Here is a 20448-nt window from a genome sequence, read left to right as displayed (position 1 = left end):
GAGACCCCTTATACAAGGAGCCTTATATATTGATCCGCGCATTCATGCAAGGAGCCTTATATGATCGATGACCGCTTGCGGCTGGCGGCGCTCGGTCTGAAACGCGCGCAGATCGCCAAGAGCGCCGCCTTCGATCGAAGTCTGACGAATGTGGGCCTGACGATGGCGCTCTGGGTCGTCCTCGAGCGAATTCGCGCCAATCCGGCCCAATCGACCCATGCGCTCGCGAAAGCGAGCATGATGACCGATCAATCCGTCGGCGAGCTCGTGGGCAAATTGGCGAAACGCGGCCTGGTCGAGCGAATCGGCGGACCCGGCCGCTCGATCCGCCATCACCTCACCGATGCGGGACGAGAGCTGCTCGAACGCGCCGCGCCTTTGCTGAGCGAAGCCTTGGCGAGCGCCTTCGCCGAGCTGAGCGCAGCAGAGATCGAGCAGTTGATCCGCCTGCTCGACAAGATCGCGCCATCGAAAGGCCCCGACGCTTCGCCATGAAGGTCGCGGCTGAGATGAGATCGCTTTCCGAACCAGCGCGCGACCTCACGCCGCGGCGGCCTTGGCGTCGAATCCGGCGCAGGCGAGACGGACGGTCTTGGGCAGCAGATGTTCCCCCGCCTCGTAATAGCGCCACATGCGCGGGCTGACGCCCAAGGCCGCCGCCGCTTCGGCTTGCGTCATCCCATGCGCCTCGCGCCAAGCGCGAAGCCAGACGCCGCCCTGTTCCAGCGCCAGCCGCCAAAGCGTGTCGGACGCGATTTCCATCTCGTCGGTCCAATGGGCGCACCATCCCCATTCCCCGACGGAGACCGACTGAAATGCGGCATCGTCTTCTCGCAGCGGAGTGAAGATCGCATAATGCGCGATGTGTCCGCCGACATCCACCGGGCTCTCGGCGCCGCCCTTCCACGTCACGAGCACCGTGCGGCCGTCTCCCGCGCGGATCGCGCGGATATTATTGGCGAAGCGGCGAATTGTCGGCATCGAGCCTCCCGCTTCTGATTCATAGGCAACTATTGCCTATTCGCCAAGGGCCGAGGAACGGAGACAGGGCTCCGAATTCAAGTTGACCAGGAGACGCGTTCCAGCGTCATGGCCGCGCTCGTCGCGGCCGTCCACGCCGCGACGACACGGAAAGCCGATAACATGAGCGGAACAATGCCGCCTCTTCTCCCCGCGTGTCGCAATGTCCTGGCGTGGATGCCCGCGACAAGCGCGGGCATGACGCGGCTGTGTAGGGATTGTTGACCTAGATGCGGAGCCCTGGGAAAGGGGCGACCGAGAACAGGCGTCGAAAGGGGCGTCTCCATTGGAGGGCGAAACGCGCCGTTCGCACTTCATCCCCAGGCCCGGCTGATATAAGATACGCCTTCCGAACCGGAGCGCCCCCATGTTCCATATCGCCGAGCTTCGCGGGCGCGAGCCTTTCGATCCCAATAAGGCGCCCGAAGGTCCTTTCGTCGTCTTCGAGGACGGACGAAACGGCGCCGCTCTGCTCTTCGACGAGCCCGAGGAGATCATCCGCGCCGACACGGCCGAGGAGATCCCCGATGCTTTCGCCCGCATGGAGGCCGCGTCTCGTCGCGGGCTCTATCTCGCGGGCTACGCCGGCTATGAGCTCGGCTATGCGCTGGAGGCGAAATTCGCGAGCGGCCCCCTGCCCCGCGCGCGCACGCCGCTGCTGCTCTTCGGCGCCTTCCGCACCCCGCGCCAATATGAATGGCGCAACGCCGCTTCGCTGGCGACCGAGACGGCGCCGATCGAGATCGCGCTGACGCCGGCCTGGAGCCTCGCCGAATATAGCGAGCGCTTCGAGAAATGCCGCGAATTCATCTTTGCGGGCGACGTCTATCAGATCAATCTGACCTTCCCGATGCGCGGCCGCTACGAAGGCGAGGCGACGGCGCTCTATCGCGCGCTGCGCAAGCGCCAGCCGGTCGCCTATGGCGGCGTCGTCGCGCTGGGCGAGGAGCGAATCGTCTCGCTCTCGCCCGAGGTCTTCTTCGACGTCTGCGACGGCGCGATCCGCGCCCGGCCGATGAAGGGCACGGCGCGGCGCGGCTTCATGCCGACCGAGGATATGGCGCGCGCGGCGCTGCTGACGCAGGACGAGAAGTCGCGCGCCGAAAATCTGATGATCGTCGATCTTCTGCGCAATGATCTCTCGCGCCTCTCCGAGATCGGCTCGGTGCGCGTGACCGATCTCTTCACCGTCGAGACCTATCCGACGCTGCATCAGATGACCTCGGGCATAGAGGCGAAGCTGCGCGACGGCGTGACGCTCGCCGATCTCTTCGGCGGGCTGTTCCCCTGCGGCTCTGTGACTGGCGCGCCGAAGATCCGCGCCATGGAGATCATCCGCGATCTCGAATGCGCCGCTCGCGGCGTCTATTGCGGCTCGCTCGGCCTCATCGCGCCCGACGGGGCGATCCGGTTCAATGTGGCGATCCGCACGCTCACCCTTTTCCCGGATGGGGAGCTCGTCTGCAACGTCGGCTCTGCGGTGGTCGCCGATTCGCGGGCGCGCGAGGAATATGAGGAATGTCTGATCAAGGCGAAATTCCTGACCGGAGCGAAGACTTCGGCCTGATCGAAACGCTGCTGTGGACGCAGGACGGCGGTTTTCTCTATCTCGACGAGCATGTCGCGCGGCTTTCCGCCTCGGCGCGCGCGCTCGGCTTTCTCCATAGCGACGAGGCGTTTCTCGCGGCGCTGCGCGAGGAGGTCGCCGATCCGCTCGACGATCGTCTGCGCGTGCGTTATGCGCTCGGCCGCGACGGCCGTTTCGAGGCCAGCTCGCTGCCGATCGACGCGATCGAGCCGGGCACGATCTGGCGCGTCGCCATCGCCGAGGCGCACTTCGAATCGGACGATCCGATGCTGCGCCACAAGACGACGCGGCGCGAGCTCTATGAGCGCGAGTTGGCCGAAGCGGCGATGCGCTGCCGCGCCGATGAGGTTCTGTTCCGCAATGAGCGCGACGAAGTCTGCGAGGGCGCGCGCACCAATGTCTTCCTTGCGCAGGGTGGCGTGCTGCTGACGCCGCCGCTCTCTTGCGGGCTGTTGCCGGGGACTTTGCGCGCGCATCTTCTCGCCAGCGGCGAGGCGCGCGAGAGCGTGCTGCGGCTCGCGGATTTTTCCGGCGACGCGGAATTCTATTTCGGCAATTCCGTGCGTGGATTGGTGCGCGCGGCGCTGATCGTCGAGGACGAGATCGCCGAGGACAAGGAGGCGTGATCCACATCCGCCCCGCCGCGCGCGACGATAGCGCGCTGGTCGCCGCTTTCGTGCGCGAGCTGGCCGATTATGAGCAGCTCTCGCATGAGGTCGAGGCGTCGGAGGAGATGCTCGCCGAGGCGCTGTTCGCGCCAAATCCACGCGTCTTCTGCAATATCGCCGAATGGGACGGCGCGCCGGCGGGCTTCGCTCTGTGGTTCTATACTTTCTCGTCCTTTCGCGGCCGGCACGGCGTCTGGCTCGAGGATATTTTCGTGCGGCCGCAGTTTCGCGGCGCCGGAATAGGCAAGGCGCTGCTCGCGCATCTCGCGCGCCGCTGCGTCACAGAAGGGCTCGGCCGTTTCGAATGGTCGGTGCTGGATTGGAACGCGCCCTCCATCGCCTTTTACGAAGCGCAGGGCGCGACGCTGATGCATGAATGGAAAATCTGCCGCATGACCGGCGTCGCGCTGGAAACACTCGCGGAAAAATGACGCCGCGCTCTCCTTCTCCCACTCGTGGGAGAAGGAGAGCGCGGCGAAGCCGGGTCGGATGAGGGTCCTTCGGGATTGGGTGGGTTTCAAAAATCATGCGCGGATTGTTGTCGCATTCCGGCGCATGGGGATAAAATTTGAGAGAGCCGCAAATCGCGGCGGCCCTCATCCGACCCGGCTTCGCCGCGCCCCTTCTCCCAGAACGGGAGAAGGGGCGCGGTTGCTCGATTCAGCCCTTCTCGGGGAGGTTCAGGCGGATGTGCAATTCGCGCAGCTGCTTGGGCGTCGCCTCGGCGGGCGCGCCCATCAGCAGGTCTTCGGCGCGCTGATTCATCGGGAACAGCACGACCTCGCGCAAATTCTCCTCGCCCGCGAGCAGCATCACGATGCGATCGACGCCCGGCGCAATGCCGCCATGCGGCGGCGCGCCATATTGGAAGGCGCGATACATGCCGCCGAATTTCTCGAGCAGCACATCCTCGCCATAGCCGGCGATCTCGAAAGCCTTCTTCATAATGTCCGGGCGATGGTTTCTGATCGCGCCCGAGGACAATTCTATGCCGTTGCAGACGATGTCATATTGATAGGCGAGAAGATCGAGCGGGTCCTTGCTCTCCAACGCCTCCAGACCGCCCTGCGGCATGGAGAAGGGATTGTGCGAGAAGTCGATCTTCTTGTCGTCCTCATTATACTCGTACATCGGGAAGTCGACGATCCAGCAGAACTCGAAGACATCCGTCTTCGACAGCCCGAGCTCCGCGCCGACACGCAGACGCGCGGCGCCGGCGAGCTTGGCCGCCTTCAGCTCCTCGCCGGCCGAGAAAAACAGCGCGTCGCCGGCCTTCACGCCGCCCTTGGCGGCGAGCGCGGCCAGCGCCTCTGCGGGAATGAATTTCGCGATCGGGCCTTTGCCAATCAGCGCACCATTCTCGTCGTCGAAGATGATGTAGCCCAGTCCCGGCGCGCCTTCCGAACGCGCCCAATCATTGAGCTTGTCGAAGAAGCTGCGCGGCTGCGACGCCGCCCCCGGCGCCGGAATGGCGCGCACCACCTTGCCCTTGAAGGCCTTGAAGCTCACATCGTCACGCGCGAATTCCGCGCTCACATCGGCGATGATGAGCGGATTGCGCAGATCGGGCTTGTCGGAGCCATATTTCAGCATGGCGTCGCGGAAGGCGATCTTGGGGAAGCTCTGCGTCACCGGCTTGCCGCCGCCGAACTCCTCGAACACGCCGCGCAGCACCGGCTCGACGGCCTCGAACACATCCTCCTGCGTCACGAAGCTCATTTCTATATCGAGCTGGTAGAACTCGCCGGGGCTGCGATCGGCGCGGGCGTCCTCGTCGCGGAAGCAGGGCGCGATCTGGAAATAGCGATCGAAGCCAGCCACCATCAAGAGCTGCTTGAACTGCTGCGGCGCCTGCGGCAGCGCATAGAATTTGCCCGGATGCATGCGCGAGGGCACGAGGAAGTCGCGCGCGCCCTCCGGCGAGGAGGCGGTGAGGATCGGCGTCTGGAACTCGAAGAAGCCGCGGCTTTTCATGTGCTGGCGCAGCGAATCGATGACCTTGCCGCGCAGCATGATGTTGGCGTGCAGCTTCTCGCGGCGCAGATCGATGAAGCGATAGCGCAGCCGCGTCTCTTCCGGATAGGGAATGTCGCCGAAGACCGGCAGCGGCAGCTCGGCCGCCGGGCCCAGCACCTCGATCTCGGTCACATAGACCTCGATCAGGCCGGTCGGCATATCCGGGTTCTCGGTGCCGGCGGGGCGCTTGCGCACCTCGCCGTCGAGACGCGCGACCCATTCGGAGCGCAGCTTCTCCGCGTCTTTGAAGGCCGGCGAGTCGGGATCGACGACGCATTGGGTCAAGCCGTAATGGTCGCGCAGATCGACGAACAGCACGCCGCCATGGTCACGAATGCGGTGGCACCAGCCGGAGAGGCGGACGGTCTCGCCGGCCTTTGTCTCGCGCAGCTCTCCACAATTATGCGAACGATAGCGATGCATCTCGAGTGTCTTTGTGTTCATAGGAGGGATGTTTCTAGCCGCGGAGAAGCGCAGGGGGAAGGGGCGGTGTCAAGCTTCAACGGCGCCTTCCACCCTCCCCCTCAGGGGCTATCGGATTCACACATAGCGAGACACTGCGGCCGTCATGGCCGGGCTTGTCCCGGCCATCCACGCCAAGCATCTGAGAAACCGAAGGAAAGCGCCCGCCATCGACGAATTTCATCCCATGTGGGGCTTTGCCGGAGCTTCGGGGTCGCGCCAAACTTCTCGAGACGCCTCGGCGTGTTGGCGTGGATGGCCGGGACAAGCCCGGCCATGACGTCGCGGGGGCGAGGAGGAGGCGCGCGCGTCTTTGCGCCCGCCGCCGAAATTCGGCGCGGAAGGATGGGAGGTCCGGGACGCCGCGGCTCCGTTTCGGCCGTGGCGTAAAAGGAGACGCGCATCGAAGCCGGAAGCATCCCGGACCACGGCCGCCTGTTCTGTTCGCCGCCTGCGGGCTCAGGGTTGTTTTCCCCTTTCGGGTAATCTATCCCCGCGCGAGCCTCGGATATTCGGCCGACTTTCGCATGCGTTCCCGCATGCCTCCGCACGAAGGAGAAGCCGTGCCGGCGGCGTGGCGTCGCTTCGGCGAGAGAGGGTCTGCCCCCGCCCCTGCGAACCGCGCCCCCGCCGACGCCGCCCGACCCTTCAGACGACGCCCCACCGGCGGAGGCAGGGAAGAGAATGGGAATTTAGTCCGCATCCGTCAAGGGGGGAGGGGTCTGCGCGGCTGCGACAAGCGCAGGCTCCTTGACCTTCGACGTCTGAAAGGCTTCATTGTTAATAGGGTTTGAGACAGGCGATAAAGATGTCTAAGCTATCGCAGCTTGATTGGGATATTATCGATGCGCGTGTTCGTGCGGCGCAAGAGGAACATCGGCTTCTCGATCGCTCGAAAGGCCTCCTTTGGCTCGTGCTAGATCAATACTTTCCAACAATGAACGACGACCTAATCGCGATTATAACCGATGGCCCCGACGATCGAGGCATTGATGCGGTAAATATCATTGAAAATGAAGGAAATGCGGAAATATATATCTTCCAATCTAAATATCGCGACTCTCTAGCGACGACTGACAAAACGATAAATGAGCCTGAGGCATTAAGGATAGCACATTTTATCGATCATCTATTTGATAAATCAGATGATCTTGAATCATGCGGAAACTTTAGACTGAGAGAATTAGTAAAGAAAATTTGGGAACTCCATGAAATAGGTATAATCTGCAGATACCGTATCGTCTTTTGCTCAAATGACAGAGGGCTTTCAGTTACGGCGAAGCGTATACTTGCCACAATTTGCAATAAGCATCGCCAAGTTACATACGAAATGTATGGGCACAATGATTTAATTCGAGACCTGTCGTCACACGGCAGACACAAGGAATCTGGAACACTGCAAGTCATTGGCAAGGAAATTTTTGAAAGAACAGACGGAGATGTAAGAGGCGTAATCGCATCTATTGAAGCCGAATCTTTCGTAAAACTAATTAAAACACCCGACGGAGAGTCTGTAAAAAGATATCTTTTCGATGAGAATCTTAGAATTTTTCTTGGGTCGAACGGAGGGTTTAACCCAGAAATTATCGGAACAGCAACATCAACAGATAGTCATTTATTTTGGTATTTAAACAATGGAATCACAATTACGTGCAGAAACTACTCTTTTAATAAAGGCCACGTCAATCCGCAAATCGTCATGGATGACTTTCAAATCGTTAATGGAGCCCAAACGTCTCACTCTCTAATGGAGGCCAGCAGACTTCATCCATCTTCTTTAGAAAATGTTGTTATAGTTGTTCGCGTTTACGCAACAAACCGCGAAGATATCGCCCAGCGCGTGGCTGTAGCTACTAATAGTCAAGCACGCATACAGAGTAGAGATTTACGCGCAAATCTCCCAATTTTAAAGAAAATTGAGATTGCTTTTAGTGAGAAGGGGTACTTTTTTGAACGCAAGCGCAACATGTATGCAGACAAGGACCCTGCTCGTCGAATTGATGCATTAAAGCTTGGTCAAATAATTATGGCATTTTTTCTCAAAGAGCCAGATCGAGCAAGGGGCGATTCCGATTCAATTTTTGGCACTCGTTTTCATACAATATTTCACGAGAATTTGAATGCCGCCGAGCTTATAAAGCTGTTCGACCTATATCGAATTATAGAAATAATGCGGGACGAATTTATAGATAAAAATAGAAATAACATCGAGGGAAGCGGCGACGGTCAGTATCTAATTTATGGTCATTGGTTTGTACTGTTCGCAGCAAACCTTATTTTAACTCAATCACGCGTAAGCAGCATACCAGAACAAGAGGACGCGCGAAAGCTTGTTCTAGATGCATTAAATCTAGTCGCGAGAGCATGTAATCAGCATAAAGCTGTTGCGCATTATCAAATGTTCCGCAGCTACAGGACAAAAGAAAAGATAGTTATGGAGCTGAATGGGAAGCAAACAGATATGTTTGAGTTATTTGAAAGACGATCCACCGAATTCTGATGGGGCTCTCGTCACCTCCTCGCCTACGGCCGCAGTCCTGTGCGAGGACATCGGCCGGCCTGCGATGCCGAAACTCGCCTCCTTTACGCGAACTCCGGGCACTCGATTATACGCTGAGTCTCTCGGGCTGGCGGGGTGGAACCATCACGCCTTCCATTCGAACGGGTTCAGCGTCGGCGCGCCCAGCGCCTCGAAATCCCGCATATTGCGCGTGACGACGGTCAGCCCGTGGACGATCGCCGTCGCGGCGATCATCGCGTCCTCGATCAGCCGATCCGGCTTGCGATGCATGAGACGCGCCCATTGGCGAAAGGCGGGCGCATCCATGGCGAGAACATTGTAGGTCGCCGCGACCTGCTCCAGCCAGGCTTCGATCGCAGCCGCGCGTTCGGCGTCGCGTGCGCGCGTGATCTCTATCCCCGCCTGAATCTCGCCGATCGTCACGGCCGACAAATAAAGCTCATGATCGGCGACGCTCTCGAGCCAGGCGAGGACGCCGCCATGCGGCCGGGCGCGCCGCAATTCCGAGACGACATTCGTGTCCAAGAGATACATTAATCGAAGCCGCGGGGCGGCCGACGACGACGCCCGCCGCGCTCCGGCAGGTCCAGATCGCCGCGCGCTGCGTCGGACAGGAGCAGAGCCTTCAATGTCGGCGGCGCGGACTGGCGAAGCCTGCGCCACTCGACGATCGGGACCAGAACAGCCGCCTCCGCGCCGCGCCGCGTGACCATCTGCGGACCCTCGTGGAGGCACGCGTCCAGCAGCTCGCTGAAACGCGCCTTGGCGTCCTGGACAGCCCAGCTCTTCATGACACGACCTCCACAGACTAGTCAGATAACTAGTCGTTTTGTCGCGTCAGCGCAAGCGACGAGCGACGCCGAAGGCCGCGCAGACGGTTTCCTCGTGCTTCGAGACGCCGGCTTCTCAGGATAAGGAAATTTTTCCTAGTCACGCGGGCGCTGGACGCCGAATCTCGCCTCGGGCTATCACCGTTCCGCGCTGTGCGCCCGCCCCACCCACCAAAGAGCCCCCCCATGATCCCCTGGACCCTCATCGACACGGCCCCCGTGCCCGGCGGCGAGGGCGAGCTGCGGCTCCGGCGACGGGGCGCGGAATTTTCCATCCGGCTCGGCGCTGTCGAGCTGATGAACAGCCGCATCAGCGGCTCGGAAGAGGCGCTCGCCACGCTCTCCTGCGCGAAAATTGCGGCGCGGCCGCAGCCGCGCATCCTCATCGGCGGGCTCGGCATGGGCTTTACTCTGCGCGCCGCGCTGGGCGTTCTCGGGGCCAAGGCGCAGATCATCGTCGCCGAGCTCGTGCCGGCCGTCGTGGCCTGGGCGCAAGGGCCGATGGCGGAGCTGTTCGGCGACAGCCTGACCGATCCGCGCGTCCGCATAGAAATGGAGGATGTCGGCCAAGTGATCCGCGCCGGCCGCGGCAGCTTCGACGCCATTCTTCTCGACGTCGACAATGGCCCCGAGGCGCTCACCCGCGACTCCAATGGCGGGCTCTATGGCCAGGATGGATTGCGGGCGGCGCGCGCCGCGCTGCGCCCGGGCGGCGTGCTGGCCGTGTGGTCCTGCGCGCCGGATCGCGATTTTGCCGCGCGCCTGCGCAAGACCGGCTTCCGTGTGGAGGAGGTGAAGACGCGCGCCAGAGGCCGAGACGGCGGCGCGCGGCATGTGATCTGGCTCGCCGCGCGCGTCGATTCGTCGCCCCGAACCGACCGCTAGCGCCGCAGCCTATCCAGGTCGTCCGCCATCCGGCTTCCGCGGAAGGCTCGCGCCGAAGCGTCTCGATTGCCAGAACTCAAGTCCCGCTGCATAGTGCAGCTATGGACATCCGCGAGCAATGGACGGCCGATTTTTCCTGTTCCGACTGCGGATCGGTCGGAACCGCGGTCATTGCGGAGGAGGACCATCCCTATGAGACGGGGGAAGTCGGTCGCCGCGTCATCTTCTGCTCGCCGGGCTTCGAGATTCTGCCGCGAGAGAGCGGATCGACCGACACGCGCATCGGCTGCGGCTCCTGCCGGAATGTGGTCTACGTCCGCGACAGCCGAAAAGCGCGCTGATTTTCACGAGCGCCCGTCCTCGGCCGTTCGCCGATTGCCCTGGAGAGCGCCGACCGCCCCCTGCCCGCCGATCCGACCTATGTGCGGTATTGGACTAATATATAAAATTGATGTAATAAATTCTCGTTTATCGATTTCGAGAAAGCCATGGACAGTCAGTCGATTGCGAGGTGCTGCGCGCTCACGCTCCTCACCTCCCTCGCGCTCGGAGCGGCTCCGGTCGCCGCCCGAGACGCTCTGGTCGCGCGCTTGACGCAACCCAATACGCCGACCGTCTTTTATTTCCACTCCTTTCGGGTGAACTGTCAGGGCGTGCCCAACTTCCGGCTCGCGCGGCCGGCGACCGTCGTGTCGCCACAGCATCCCGAGCATGGGACGCTGACCATCGGCGAGGGGCAGGCGCCGGTGCGCCACTGCCAGGGTCAACCCGGCTATGCGACGATCGTGACCTACACGCCGGAGCATAATTTCGTGGGCTATGACAGCTTCGTCCTCAATGTCGCCTATCACCTCGAGAATCGTACCGTCCTTCAGCACGTCACGGCTCGCATTCAGGTGGGCGGACCCGCCAATCCGCGCTGACTCTCCTCCCGGTCCTCCTTCCCTGCCTCTTCCCCTGCCGCGGATTCTCGTCTAACACACGCCCGACCGCCGGGCCGGGCCTCTCGACCCCGCTCGATCTCGTCTCACGGAGGGCGCGCTGAACCTAAAAAGGCTGCGGCGCGGCCTTTTTTTGTGCGCGGCCCTCGCGACACAGGACGACAGCAAGCGACGAGACGCGCGCTCTCCCCCATTCTGGGGAGCGTCCCGCGACGAAAGGATGACAGACGGACCGACATGCCGAAGCGAACAGACATATCGACCATTCTGATCATCGGCGCCGGCCCCATCGTCATCGGCCAGGCCTGCGAATTCGACTATTCCGGCACACAGGCCTGCAAGGCCCTGCGCGCCGAGGGCTATCGCATCGTCCTCGTCAACTCCAATCCCGCGACCATCATGACCGATCCCGATATGGCGGATCGGACCTATGTCGAGCCGATCACGCCCGAGATCGTCGCCAAGATCATCGAGAAGGAGCGCTACGCCGTCCCCGGCGGCTTCGCCCTCCTGCCCACCATGGGCGGCCAGACGGCCTTGAATTGCGCGCTGTCGCTGAAGCGCATGGGCGTGCTCGACAAATTCGAGATCGAGATGATCGGCGCCAATGCGCAGGCCATCGACAAGGCCGAGGATCGCGAATTGTTCCGCGAGGCCATGACCAGGATCGGCCTGGAGACGCCGCGCTCGCGCCTCGCCAACGCCACCGATCTGAAGACCGCCGACAAGGCCAAGCGCAACGCCGAGATCGCCGAGATCGAGGCCTCCGCTTTGCCGCCCGAGGAGAAGCAGAACGCGGTCGCCGACATCCGCCGCCGCTGGGAGACGGGCGAGCCCGAGCGCAAGCGCCGTTATATTTCCAAGGGCCTCACCGAGGCGCTGGAGGCGCTGGAGGACATCGGCCTGCCGGCGATCATCCGGCCCTCCTTCACCCTCGCCGGCACGGGCGGCGGCATCGCCTATAACAAGGCCGAATTCATCGACATCATCGAGCGCGGCCTCGACGCCTCGCCGACCACCGAGGTGCTCATCGAGGAGAGCGTCATCGGCTGGAAGGAATATGAGATGGAGGTCGTCCGCGACAAAGCGGACAATTGCATCATCGTCTGCTCGATCGAGAATATCGATCCGATGGGCGTGCATACGGGCGATTCGATCACCGTCGCCCCGGCGCTGACGCTGACCGACAAAGAATATCAGATCATGCGCGACGCCTCGCTCGCCGTGCTGCGCGAGATCGGCGTCGAGACCGGCGGCTCCAATGTGCAATTCGCCGTCGATCCGGCGACCGGGCGCATGATCGTCATCGAGATGAATCCGCGCGTGTCGCGCTCCTCGGCATTGGCCTCGAAGGCGACCGGATTCCCCATCGCCAAGGTCGCCGCAAAGCTCGCCGTCGGCTACACGCTGGACGAGATCGCCAATGACATCACCGGAGGGGCGACGCCGGCCTCCTTCGAGCCGACGATCGATTATGTCGTCACCAAGATTCCGCGCTTCGCCTTCGAGAAATTCCCCGGCGCCGAGCCCATTCTGACGACGGCGATGAAATCCGTCGGCGAGGTCATGGCGATCGGGCGCAATTTCGCCGAATCGCTGCAAAAGGCGCTGCGCTCGCTGGAGACCGGCCTCTCCGGCCTCGACGAGATCGAGATCGACGGAATGGGCCGCGGCGACGATATGAATGTGCTGCGCGCCGCGCTCGGCACACCGACGCCGGATCGCCTGCTGGTCGTCGGCCAGGCGCTGCGGCTCGGCATGGATCCACAGGAGATTCACGAGGCCTGCAAGATCGACCCCTGGTTCATCGCGCGTATAGAGGAGATTGTCGCGCTCGAGGCCAGAGTGCGCGCCTTCGGCCTGCCGAAGGACGCCGATAATTTCCGCGCGCTGAAATTCGCCGGCTTCTCCGATGCGCGCCTCGCGACGCTCACCGGCGCCGGCGAGAAGGAAGTGCGCGCAGCCCGGCGGGCGCTCGACGTGCGGCCGGTCTATAAGCGCATCGACACTTGCGCGGCGGAATTCGCCTCGCCCACCGCTTACATGTATTCGACCTATGAGACGCCCTTCCTCGGCGCGCCGGCCAATGAGGCGCGGCCCTCGGATCGGCGCAAGGTGGTCATTCTCGGCGGCGGCCCGAACCGCATCGGCCAGGGCATAGAATTCGACTATTGCTGCTGCCACGCCTGCTTCGCGCTCGCCGACGCGGGCTATGAAACCATCATGATCAATTGCAATCCAGAGACTGTGTCGACGGATTACGACACCTCCGATCGTCTCTATTTCGAGCCGCTGACGGCCGAGGATGTGGAGGAGATTTTGGACGTCGAGCGCAGCAATGGGACATTGCATGGCGTCATCGTCCAATATGGCGGGCAGACGCCCTTGAAGCTCGCCCATGCGCTGAGCTCGGCGGGCCTGCCCATTCTCGGCACGCCGGTCGATTCGATCGACCTCGCCGAGGATCGCGACCGCTTCAAGCGGCTGCTCGACAAGCTCGGATTGAAGCAGCCCAAGAACGGCATCGCCTATTCGGTGGAGCAATCGCGGCTCGTCGCCGGCGAGCTCGGCCTGCCGCTGGTCGTGCGGCCCTCCTATGTGCTGGGCGGGCGGGCGATGGCGATCATCCGTGACCAGAATGCGCTCGACGATTATCTGCTCGGCACGCTGCCGAGCCTCGTGCCCTCCGATGTGAAGGCGCGCTATCCCAATGACAAGACCGGGCAGATCAACACAGTGCTCGGCAAGAATCCGCTGCTCTTCGACCGCTATCTGACCGACGCCATCGAGATCGACGTCGATTGCCTCGCCGATGGCGAGACCGCGGCGATCGCCGGGGTGATGGAGCATATAGAGGAGGCCGGCATTCATTCCGGCGATTCGGCCTGCTCGCTGCCGCCGCGCTCGCTCTCGGCCGAGACGGTGGCCGAGCTCGAGCGGCAGACGGTCCAACTCGCCAAGGCGCTGGACGTCATCGGGCTGATGAATGTGCAATATGCGCTGAAGGACGGCGATATTTTCGTGCTCGAGGTCAATCCGCGCGCCTCGCGCACCGTGCCCTTCGTCGCCAAGGTGATCGGCGCGCCCATCGCCAAGATCGCGGCGCGCATCATGGCCGGCGAGAAGCTCTCGACCTTCACCCTGCCCTCGCGCGCGCGCAATCATGTGGGCGTGAAGGAATCGGTGTTCCCCTTCGCGCGCTTCCCCGGCGTCGACACTGTGCTCGGGCCGGAGATGCGCTCGACCGGCGAGGTCATCGGCCTCGACCGCAGCTTCGAGGCCGCCTTCGCCAAGAGCCAGCTCGGCGCCGGGACCAAGGTGCCGCGGCAGGGAACCCTCTTCGTCTCGGTGCGCGACGCCGACAAGCCGCGCGTCCTGGCCGCGGTCCAGCAGCTCGCGAGCCTCGGCTTCACCGTCGTCGCGACCGGGGGCACGGCCCGCTACCTCCAGGAGCAGGGCGTCCCGGCGCAAAAGCTCAACAAAGTCTCGGAAGGGCGCCCGCATATCGTGGATGCGATCAAGAACGGCTCCGTTCAGCTCGTGTTCAACACGACGGAAGGCGCCCAGGCGCTGGCGGATTCTCGTTCCTTGCGCCAAGCTGCGCTATTGCATAAAGTCCCCTATTATACGACTCTGGCCGGCGCGATCGCAGCGGCCCAGAGCATCAGGGCCTATATATCGGGAGATCTCGAAGTCCGCGCCCTTCAGGACTATTTCGCGTCGGACGCGTAAGCTCGCGCACGCGAATCAGTGAAGGCCGCCGCATCCGCGGCTCGTTCATGTCGAGGAAATCCGTCCGTCCGCCGCAGTTTTCGCTGGTCCGGCGAGCGGCGGGAATTTTTTGACCCGGGTCAGGACGCATCCAGGAGCGAAAGAGCAAGAGATATGGTGGACAAGGTGCCCATGACCGCCGCCGGCTACGCCGCTCTCGACCAGGAGTTGCGCCAGCGCCAGCAGACCGAGCGTCCGCGCATCATCCAGGCGATCGCGGAGGCGCGCGCCCATGGCGATCTCTCCGAGAACGCCGAATATCACGCGGCCAAGGAAGCGCAATCGCTGAACGAGGGCCGCATCGCCGATCTCGAGGACAAGCTGTCGCGCGCCGAGGTCATCGACGTCTCCAAGCTCACTGGCAGCACGGTGAAATTCGGGGCGACGGTCACAGTCGTCGACGAGGACACCGAAGAGGAGAAGGCCTATCAGATCGTCGGCGAGCCCGAGGCCGATGTGAAGAACGGCCGCGTCTCCATCGCCTCGCCCATCGCCCGCGCGCTGATCGGCAAGAAGGCCGGCGACACGGTCGAGGTGAAGACGCCCGGCGGCGGCAAGAGCTATGAGATTTTGAAGGTCGCCTTCGTCTGAGCGGCAAACAGCGCCCTCCCCTTCTCCCACTTGTGGGAGAAGGTGGCCCTCGCGTCAGCGAGGGTCGGATGAGGGCGCCTCCGGCAGAGCCGAATCTTCGATTTGCCCGATATTGCGACGAGCGGCTCGGACCCTCATCCGACCCCGCTTCGCGGGGCCACCTTCTCCCGCGAGCGGGAGAAGGAAGAGCCCGAACCGCCTGGATTCTCTCCGACGCCCGCGCCGGCCATGAAATCCAGAGCCTCGGCATAGCCGAAGCCCTCGGCCTCTCCCCGCGCCTCATCCGTCTCGCCCCCCGCGATCTCATCGCCGCGCTCGCGCCTTTCGGCCCGATCGACCCGCGCGAGGCGGCCCTTCTCGCCCCGCCCTATCCCGATCTCGTCATCGCCTGCGGCAGGCGGACGATCCCCTATCTGCGCCATGTGAAGCGCGCCTCCGGCGGCGCGGTCTTCACCGTCTATGTAAACCGCCCGGCGAGCGGGCTCGGGACGGCGGATGTCATCGTCGCGCCGCGCCATGACGGGCTGCGCGGCGCCAATGTCATCGCCCCGCTCGCGCCGGCGAATCGGCTGACGCCGCAGCGCCTCGCCGAGACTCGCGGGGCGCTCGATCCGCGGGTCGCGGCGCTGCCGGAGCCGCGGGTCGGGGTGCTGATCGGCGGCGACAGCCGGCGGTTTCGGTATTCGGAAGGGGATATCGCCAGTCTCACGGCGGCCGTGCGGACATTGCGGGACGAAGGGTGGAGCGTCGCCGCCACCGTGTCGCGGCGGACGCCGGCGCGGCTCGTCGAGGGGCTGCGCGGGGCGCTGGCGGGCCCTCATCCGACCCTCGCTGACGCGAGGGCCACCTTCTCCCGCGAGCGGGAGAAGGAGACGCGAAGCTTTTTGTGGGAGGGGGAGGGAGAGAATCCCTATCTCTCCATTCTCGCCGGCTCGCAGGCGCTGCTGGTGACGGCCGACAGCGTCAATATGGTCGCCGAGGCGGCGAGCACGGGCGCGCCGGTCCATGTCTTCGCACCCGACGGCGGCGCCGCCAAGATCGCCGCCTTTCTCGATGGGCTCGAGGCGCATGGCGCCGTGCGGCGCTGGAGCGGCCGGCCCGAACATTGGCGCTACGAGCCGCTGAACGAGACGCCCTCCATCGCCGCCGAGATCGCGCGGCGCTACGCCGCCTTTCACGGCAAGGCTCTTGCAGCGCAAGAGCGGCGGTTGCGGCGCAACGCATAATGGATAGATTGCGCCCATCCGAACGCGCCGCGCCGTCCGCGCGGAGACTTTCGCAAAGGCCTCTTCATGTCCGCAGACGATAAAGGCCGCCTGCACGCCCGCGTCATCGTGCTGGGATCTGGCCCCGCCGGCTATACCGCCGCGATCTATGCCGCGCGCGCCATGCTCGAGCCGGTGGTCATCGCCGGCTTCGATCAGGGCGGCCAGCTCATGATCACCACCGATGTGGAGAATTACCCCGGCTTCGCCGAGCCGATCCAGGGCCCCTGGCTCATGGATCAGATGCGCGCCCAGGCCGAGCATGTCGGCGCCAAGCTGATCTCCGACCATATCGTCGAGGCGCGGCTCGACAAGCGGCCCTTCGAGCTGCTCGGCGATTCGGGCGCGCTGTACACGGCGGACGCGCTCATCATCGCCACCGGAGCCAAGGCCAAATGGCTGGGCATTCCGAGCGAGGAGGCGTTCAAGGGCTATGGCGTCTCCGCCTGCGCCACCTGCGACGGCTTCTTCTTCCGGGGCAAGAAGGTTCTCGTCGTCGGCGGCGGCAATACGGCGGTCGAGGAGGCGCTCTATCTCTCGCAGATCGCGGCCGAGGTGACGGTCGTGCATCGCCGCGACACATTCCGCGCCGAGCGCGTGCTGCAAGAGCGGCTGGCGGCGCGGCCGAATGTCAAAATCCTGTTCGACCATGCGATCGACGAGATTTTGGGCGGCAGCGCCCCGCCTTCGGTGACGCAGACCCGCGTGAAGAACGTCAAGACCGGCGCGACGCAGACGCTGGATGTGGATGGCGTCTTCATCGCCATCGGCCATCAGCCGGCCTCGGAGCTGTTCGTGGGGCAGTTGGAGCTCAAGCCCTCGGGTTACATCCAGGTGGAGCCGGGCACGACGCACACCAATATTGCGGGCGTGTTCGCGGCCGGCGACGTCGCCGACGAGACCTATCGTCAGGCGGTGACGGCGGCCGGCCTCGGCTGCATGGCGGCGCTGGACGTCGAGCGATATCTGCTGGAGACGCCCACGCATGCGGGCGACGCGCTCGCCTCCGAGGAGCCTTTGTGAGAGCAGCCGAGTCCCCACCCTCCCCTTCAAGGGGAGGGTAGAAGCGCTCCTCGTTTCCGCACGCACGAGAAACAGATAAATCGATGCCCGACCTTCTCCTCGAACTGTTCAGCGAAGAAATCCCCGCCCGCATGCAGCGTCAGGCGGCCGATGATCTGCAGCGGCTCGTCTGCGGCGCGCTCGCAGAAAAGGGCCTCACTTACGAGGGTGCGACCGCCCATGCGACGCCGCGCCGGCTGGCGCTGCATATCGCCGGCCTGCCCGGCCGCCAGCCCGATGTGCGCGAGGAGAAAAAGGGCCCGCGCGTCGGCGCGCCCGAGGCCGCCGTCCAGGGCTTTCTGAAAAGCGCCGGCCTCGCCTCCATCGAAGAGGCGAAGATCGAGAAGGACCCCAAGAAGGGCGAATTCTACGTCGCCGTCATCGAGCGCGCCGGACGCGAGACGATCGAGGTGCTGGCCGAGGCGCTGCCCGCCGTGGTCAAGAGCTTCCCCTGGCCCAAGTCCATGCGCTGGGGCGCGGCCTCCACGCGGCTCGACGCGCTGCGCTGGGTGCGCCCGCTGCAATCGATCCTCGCCACCTTCGGCCCGGAGACGGAGACGCCGGAAGTGGTGCGCTTTTCCGTCGATGGAATCGAGAGCGGCAATATCGCCCGGGGCCATCGCTTCCTGGCGCCGGCTCCCTTTCCCGTGCGGCGCTTCGATGATTACGTTCCTGCGCTCGAGAAGGCGAAAGTCGTGCTGGACGCGGCGCGGCGACGCGACATCGTGCTGCATGACGCGCGCAATCTCGCCATGGCGCAGGGGCTCGAGCTGGTCGAGGATGCGGCGCTGCTCGAGGAGGTCGCCGGCCTCGTCGAATGGCCAGTCACGCTGATGGGCGCTTTCGACGAGAGCTTCCTCTCCATTCCGCCGGAGGTGATTCGCGCCACCATTCGCGTCAATCAGAAATGCTTCGTGCTGAAGCGGCCGGACGGCGGCCTCGCCAATCGCTTCATCCTCGTCGCCAACATAGAGGCGAGCGACGGCGGCGCGACGATCGTCGGCGGCAATCAGCGCGTGATCGCTGCGCGCCTGTCGGACGCCAAATTCTTCTATGAGACCGATCTGAAGACGCCGCTCGGCGAGCGCCTGCCCAAGCTCGACAATATCGTCTTCCACGAGAAGCTCGGCACACAGGGCGAGCGCGTGAAGCGCATCGAAGCGCTGGCGCGCGTGCTGGCGCCGATCGTCGGCGCCGATGCGGACAAGGCCGCGCGCGCGGCGACGCTCGCCAAGGCCGATCTCGTCACCGAAATGGTCGGCGAGTTTCCCGAGCTGCAAGGGCTGATGGGCCGCTATTACGCCGCCGCGCAGGGCGAGGACGCCGAGGTCGCCGCGGCGATCGAGGAGCATTACAAGCCGCAAGGGCCGAACGATCGCATTCCGACGTCTCCGGTCTCGATCGCTGTCGCGCTCGCCGACAAGATCGACACGCTCGTCGGCTTCTGGGCGATCGACGAGAAGCCGACGGGGAGCAAGGACCCTTATGCGCTGCGCAGGGCGGCGCTGGGCGTCATCCGCCTCGCGCTCGAGAATGGGCTGCAGCTGCCGTTGCGCGAAGCCTTCGCCGCGGCGCTATGGCCGGTCTGGCTCGCGGCGCGCACGCCATTGCGCGAGCTGGTGACGAGCGAGGTCAATCGCGTCGCTTCGGACCTCTCGCCGAATGGCGCCGCGAGCCTTTCCGCCGAAGCGGAGGCGCATCTGCGGCGCGACATAGAGAAGCAGCTTCACGCCGTCGGCAGAGAGGCGGGCGCGGAGGCGCCCTCGCCTGCCGCAGAGATTTTCCTGAGGGAGACGCTGCCGCCTCTGCTGGCCGCCAATGCGGCCGATCTCCTCGCCTTCTTCATCGATCGTCTGAAGGTCTACCTTCGCGATCGCGGCGCACGATATGACCTCATCGACGCGGCGCTAGGGGCCAGGCCCTCATCCGACCCCGCCGAAGCCCGTCGTGTCCCGACGGGCGTCCTTGCGGACGCCCTTTGGCGGGGCCACCTTCTCCCGCAGGCGGGAGAAGGGAGTCCTCACATGCAAGACGATCTGTTGACGATTACGCGCAAGGTCGAGGCTTTGGGCCAATTCCTCGACACCGACGACGGCAAGAATCTGCTCGCGGGCTTTCGCCGCGCCGCCAATATTCTCAAGATCGAGGAGAAAAAGGACGGCGCCGGCGCCTATGAGGAGCCGCATCACCCCAATCTGCGCATGGAACTGCCCGAGCATAAGCTCGCCGCCGCCATCAAGCGCGCGCGGGAGGAGACCTCCGAGCGGCTGGACGCCGAGAATTTCGAGGGCGCGATGCAGGCGCTGTCGAAGCTGCGCGAGCCGGTCGACGCCTTCTTCGACGCGGTGACGGTCAATTGCGACGATGCGAAAGTGCGGCTCAATCGCCTGCGCCTGCTCGCCGAGCTGCGCGAGGCGATGTTGCAGGTCGCGGATTTCTCCAAAGTGGCGTGAGGCCCTCCCCGACCCTCCCCCGCTATCGCGGGAGAGGGGGAAGATTTCCGCGCGACATCGAGATTTCGCGAAATGTTTGTTGCCCGCTCTCCTGCGTAGCGGGCTATCGAATGCACACATCCTCCTCGCCCCCGCGACGTCCTGGCCGGGCTTGTCCCGGCCATCCACGCCAACACGCCGAGGCGTCTGGAGAAGTTTGGCGCGACGCCGAAGCTCCGGCGGAGCCCGACATGGGACGAAATCTGTCGATGGCGGGCGCTTTCCTTTGGTTCCTCAGCTGCTTGGCGTGGATGGCCGGGACAAGCCCGGCCAGGACGGCCGCAGCGTCTCGCGACGTGTGAATCCGATAGCGCGCAGCGGGGGAGGGTACGGGAG

The 20448-nt window shown here is 63.9% G+C and carries 17 protein-coding genes; 13 read left to right on the top strand and 4 right to left on the bottom strand.

The features are described from left to right. Window positions 1-60 precede the first annotated feature (60 nt). Window positions 61-495 (top strand): MarR family winged helix-turn-helix transcriptional regulator, encoded by a 435-nt coding sequence (locus AC6IY7_RS14290; RefSeq protein ID WP_497780029.1) that lies wholly within the window; start codon window positions 61-63, stop codon window positions 493-495. Window positions 496-540: 45 nt separating this feature from the next. Here AC6IY7_RS14290 and AC6IY7_RS14285 read toward each other — a convergent pair whose 3' ends face one another. Next, a complete protein-coding gene (locus tag AC6IY7_RS14285) occupies window positions 541-981 on the bottom strand; it encodes a helix-turn-helix domain-containing protein (RefSeq protein WP_497780027.1) in 441 nt (146 codons plus the stop codon). A 406-nt stretch (window positions 982-1387) separates the two neighbouring features. Here AC6IY7_RS14285 and AC6IY7_RS14280 point away from each other — a divergent pair, with 406 nt between their 5' ends. The 3 genes from AC6IY7_RS14280 to AC6IY7_RS14270 are packed head-to-tail and all read left to right on the top strand — an operon-like array spanning window position 1388 to window position 3707. Beyond that, window positions 1388-2587 (top strand): aminodeoxychorismate synthase component I, encoded by a 1200-nt coding sequence (locus tag AC6IY7_RS14280; RefSeq protein WP_497780025.1) that lies wholly within the window; start codon window positions 1388-1390, stop codon window positions 2585-2587. Next, entirely contained in the window at window positions 2539-3234 is a 696-nt protein-coding gene (locus tag AC6IY7_RS14275; protein WP_497780024.1) for an aminotransferase class IV family protein, read from the top strand. The genes AC6IY7_RS14280 and AC6IY7_RS14275 overlap by 49 nt, the downstream gene beginning before the upstream one ends. Beyond that, entirely contained in the window at window positions 3231-3707 is a 477-nt protein-coding gene (locus AC6IY7_RS14270) for a GNAT family N-acetyltransferase (protein ID WP_497780022.1), read from the top strand. Before AC6IY7_RS14275 ends, AC6IY7_RS14270 begins: the two co-directional genes overlap by 4 nt. Window positions 3708-3936: 229 nt before the next feature. Here AC6IY7_RS14270 and aspS read toward each other — a convergent pair whose 3' ends face one another. After that, window positions 3937-5715, bottom strand: a complete 1779-nt coding sequence (gene aspS, locus AC6IY7_RS14265; RefSeq protein ID WP_497782851.1) for an aspartate--tRNA ligase — start codon at window positions 5713-5715, stop codon at window positions 3937-3939. Window positions 5716-6562: 847 nt separating this feature from the next. Here aspS and AC6IY7_RS14260 point away from each other — a divergent pair. Further along, on the top strand, window positions 6563-8254 hold the full coding sequence (locus AC6IY7_RS14260) for an AIPR family protein (RefSeq protein ID WP_497780020.1): 1692 nt from the start codon (window positions 6563-6565) through the stop codon (window positions 8252-8254). 144 nt (window positions 8255-8398) lie between these two features. Here the strand turns inward: AC6IY7_RS14260 and AC6IY7_RS14255 are convergent, their stop codons facing one another. Further along, complete coding sequence (locus AC6IY7_RS14255; protein WP_497780018.1) at window positions 8399-8809, bottom strand: type II toxin-antitoxin system VapC family toxin; 411 nt, start codon at window positions 8807-8809, stop codon at window positions 8399-8401. Next, window positions 8809-9066 (bottom strand): type II toxin-antitoxin system Phd/YefM family antitoxin, encoded by a 258-nt coding sequence (locus AC6IY7_RS14250; protein WP_497780017.1) that lies wholly within the window; start codon window positions 9064-9066, stop codon window positions 8809-8811. The genes AC6IY7_RS14255 and AC6IY7_RS14250 overlap by 1 nt, the downstream gene beginning before the upstream one ends. A gap of 225 nt (window positions 9067-9291) precedes the next feature. Between AC6IY7_RS14250 and AC6IY7_RS14245 the strand changes: the two genes are divergently transcribed. The 8 genes from AC6IY7_RS14245 (at window position 9292) to glyS (ending at window position 20073) form a co-directional block, all read left to right on the top strand. Continuing rightward, the gene (locus AC6IY7_RS14245) at window positions 9292-9990 is read left to right on the top strand and encodes a spermidine synthase (protein ID WP_497780015.1); all 699 of its coding nucleotides are present in this window, start codon (window positions 9292-9294) and stop codon (window positions 9988-9990) included. 101 nt (window positions 9991-10091) lie between these two features. Then, complete coding sequence (locus AC6IY7_RS14240) at window positions 10092-10331, top strand: hypothetical protein (protein ID WP_497780013.1); 240 nt, start codon at window positions 10092-10094, stop codon at window positions 10329-10331. Window positions 10332-10478: 147 nt separating this feature from the next. Next, window positions 10479-10913, top strand: a complete 435-nt coding sequence (locus AC6IY7_RS14235) for a hypothetical protein (RefSeq protein WP_497780011.1) — start codon at window positions 10479-10481, stop codon at window positions 10911-10913. A gap of 255 nt (window positions 10914-11168) precedes the next feature. Then, the gene (gene carB, locus AC6IY7_RS14230) at window positions 11169-14663 is read left to right on the top strand and encodes a carbamoyl-phosphate synthase large subunit (RefSeq protein ID WP_497780010.1); all 3495 of its coding nucleotides are present in this window, start codon (window positions 11169-11171) and stop codon (window positions 14661-14663) included. Between the two features lie 153 nt (window positions 14664-14816). Further along, window positions 14817-15293 carry a transcription elongation factor GreA gene (greA, locus tag AC6IY7_RS14225; RefSeq protein ID WP_497780009.1) on the top strand — a complete coding sequence of 159 codons (477 nt, stop codon included), beginning with the start codon at window positions 14817-14819 and terminating at the stop codon, window positions 15291-15293. Between the two features lie 68 nt (window positions 15294-15361). Beyond that, the gene (locus AC6IY7_RS14220; RefSeq protein ID WP_497780008.1) at window positions 15362-16519 is read left to right on the top strand and encodes a mitochondrial fission ELM1 family protein; all 1158 of its coding nucleotides are present in this window, start codon (window positions 15362-15364) and stop codon (window positions 16517-16519) included. A 66-nt stretch (window positions 16520-16585) separates the two neighbouring features. Then, window positions 16586-17581, top strand: coding sequence for a thioredoxin-disulfide reductase (trxB, locus tag AC6IY7_RS14215; RefSeq protein ID WP_497780006.1), 996 nt, complete (start codon window positions 16586-16588; stop codon window positions 17579-17581). An 83-nt stretch (window positions 17582-17664) separates the two neighbouring features. After that, entirely contained in the window at window positions 17665-20073 is a 2409-nt protein-coding gene (gene glyS / locus AC6IY7_RS14210; protein WP_497780004.1) for a glycine--tRNA ligase subunit beta, read from the top strand. Window positions 20074-20448 lie beyond the last annotated feature (375 nt).

The organism is Methylosinus sp. is20ea, assembly GCF_059718135.1.
Note: the sequence above shows the minus strand (reverse complement) of the source record. Positions and strands in the feature narration are given on the sequence as shown.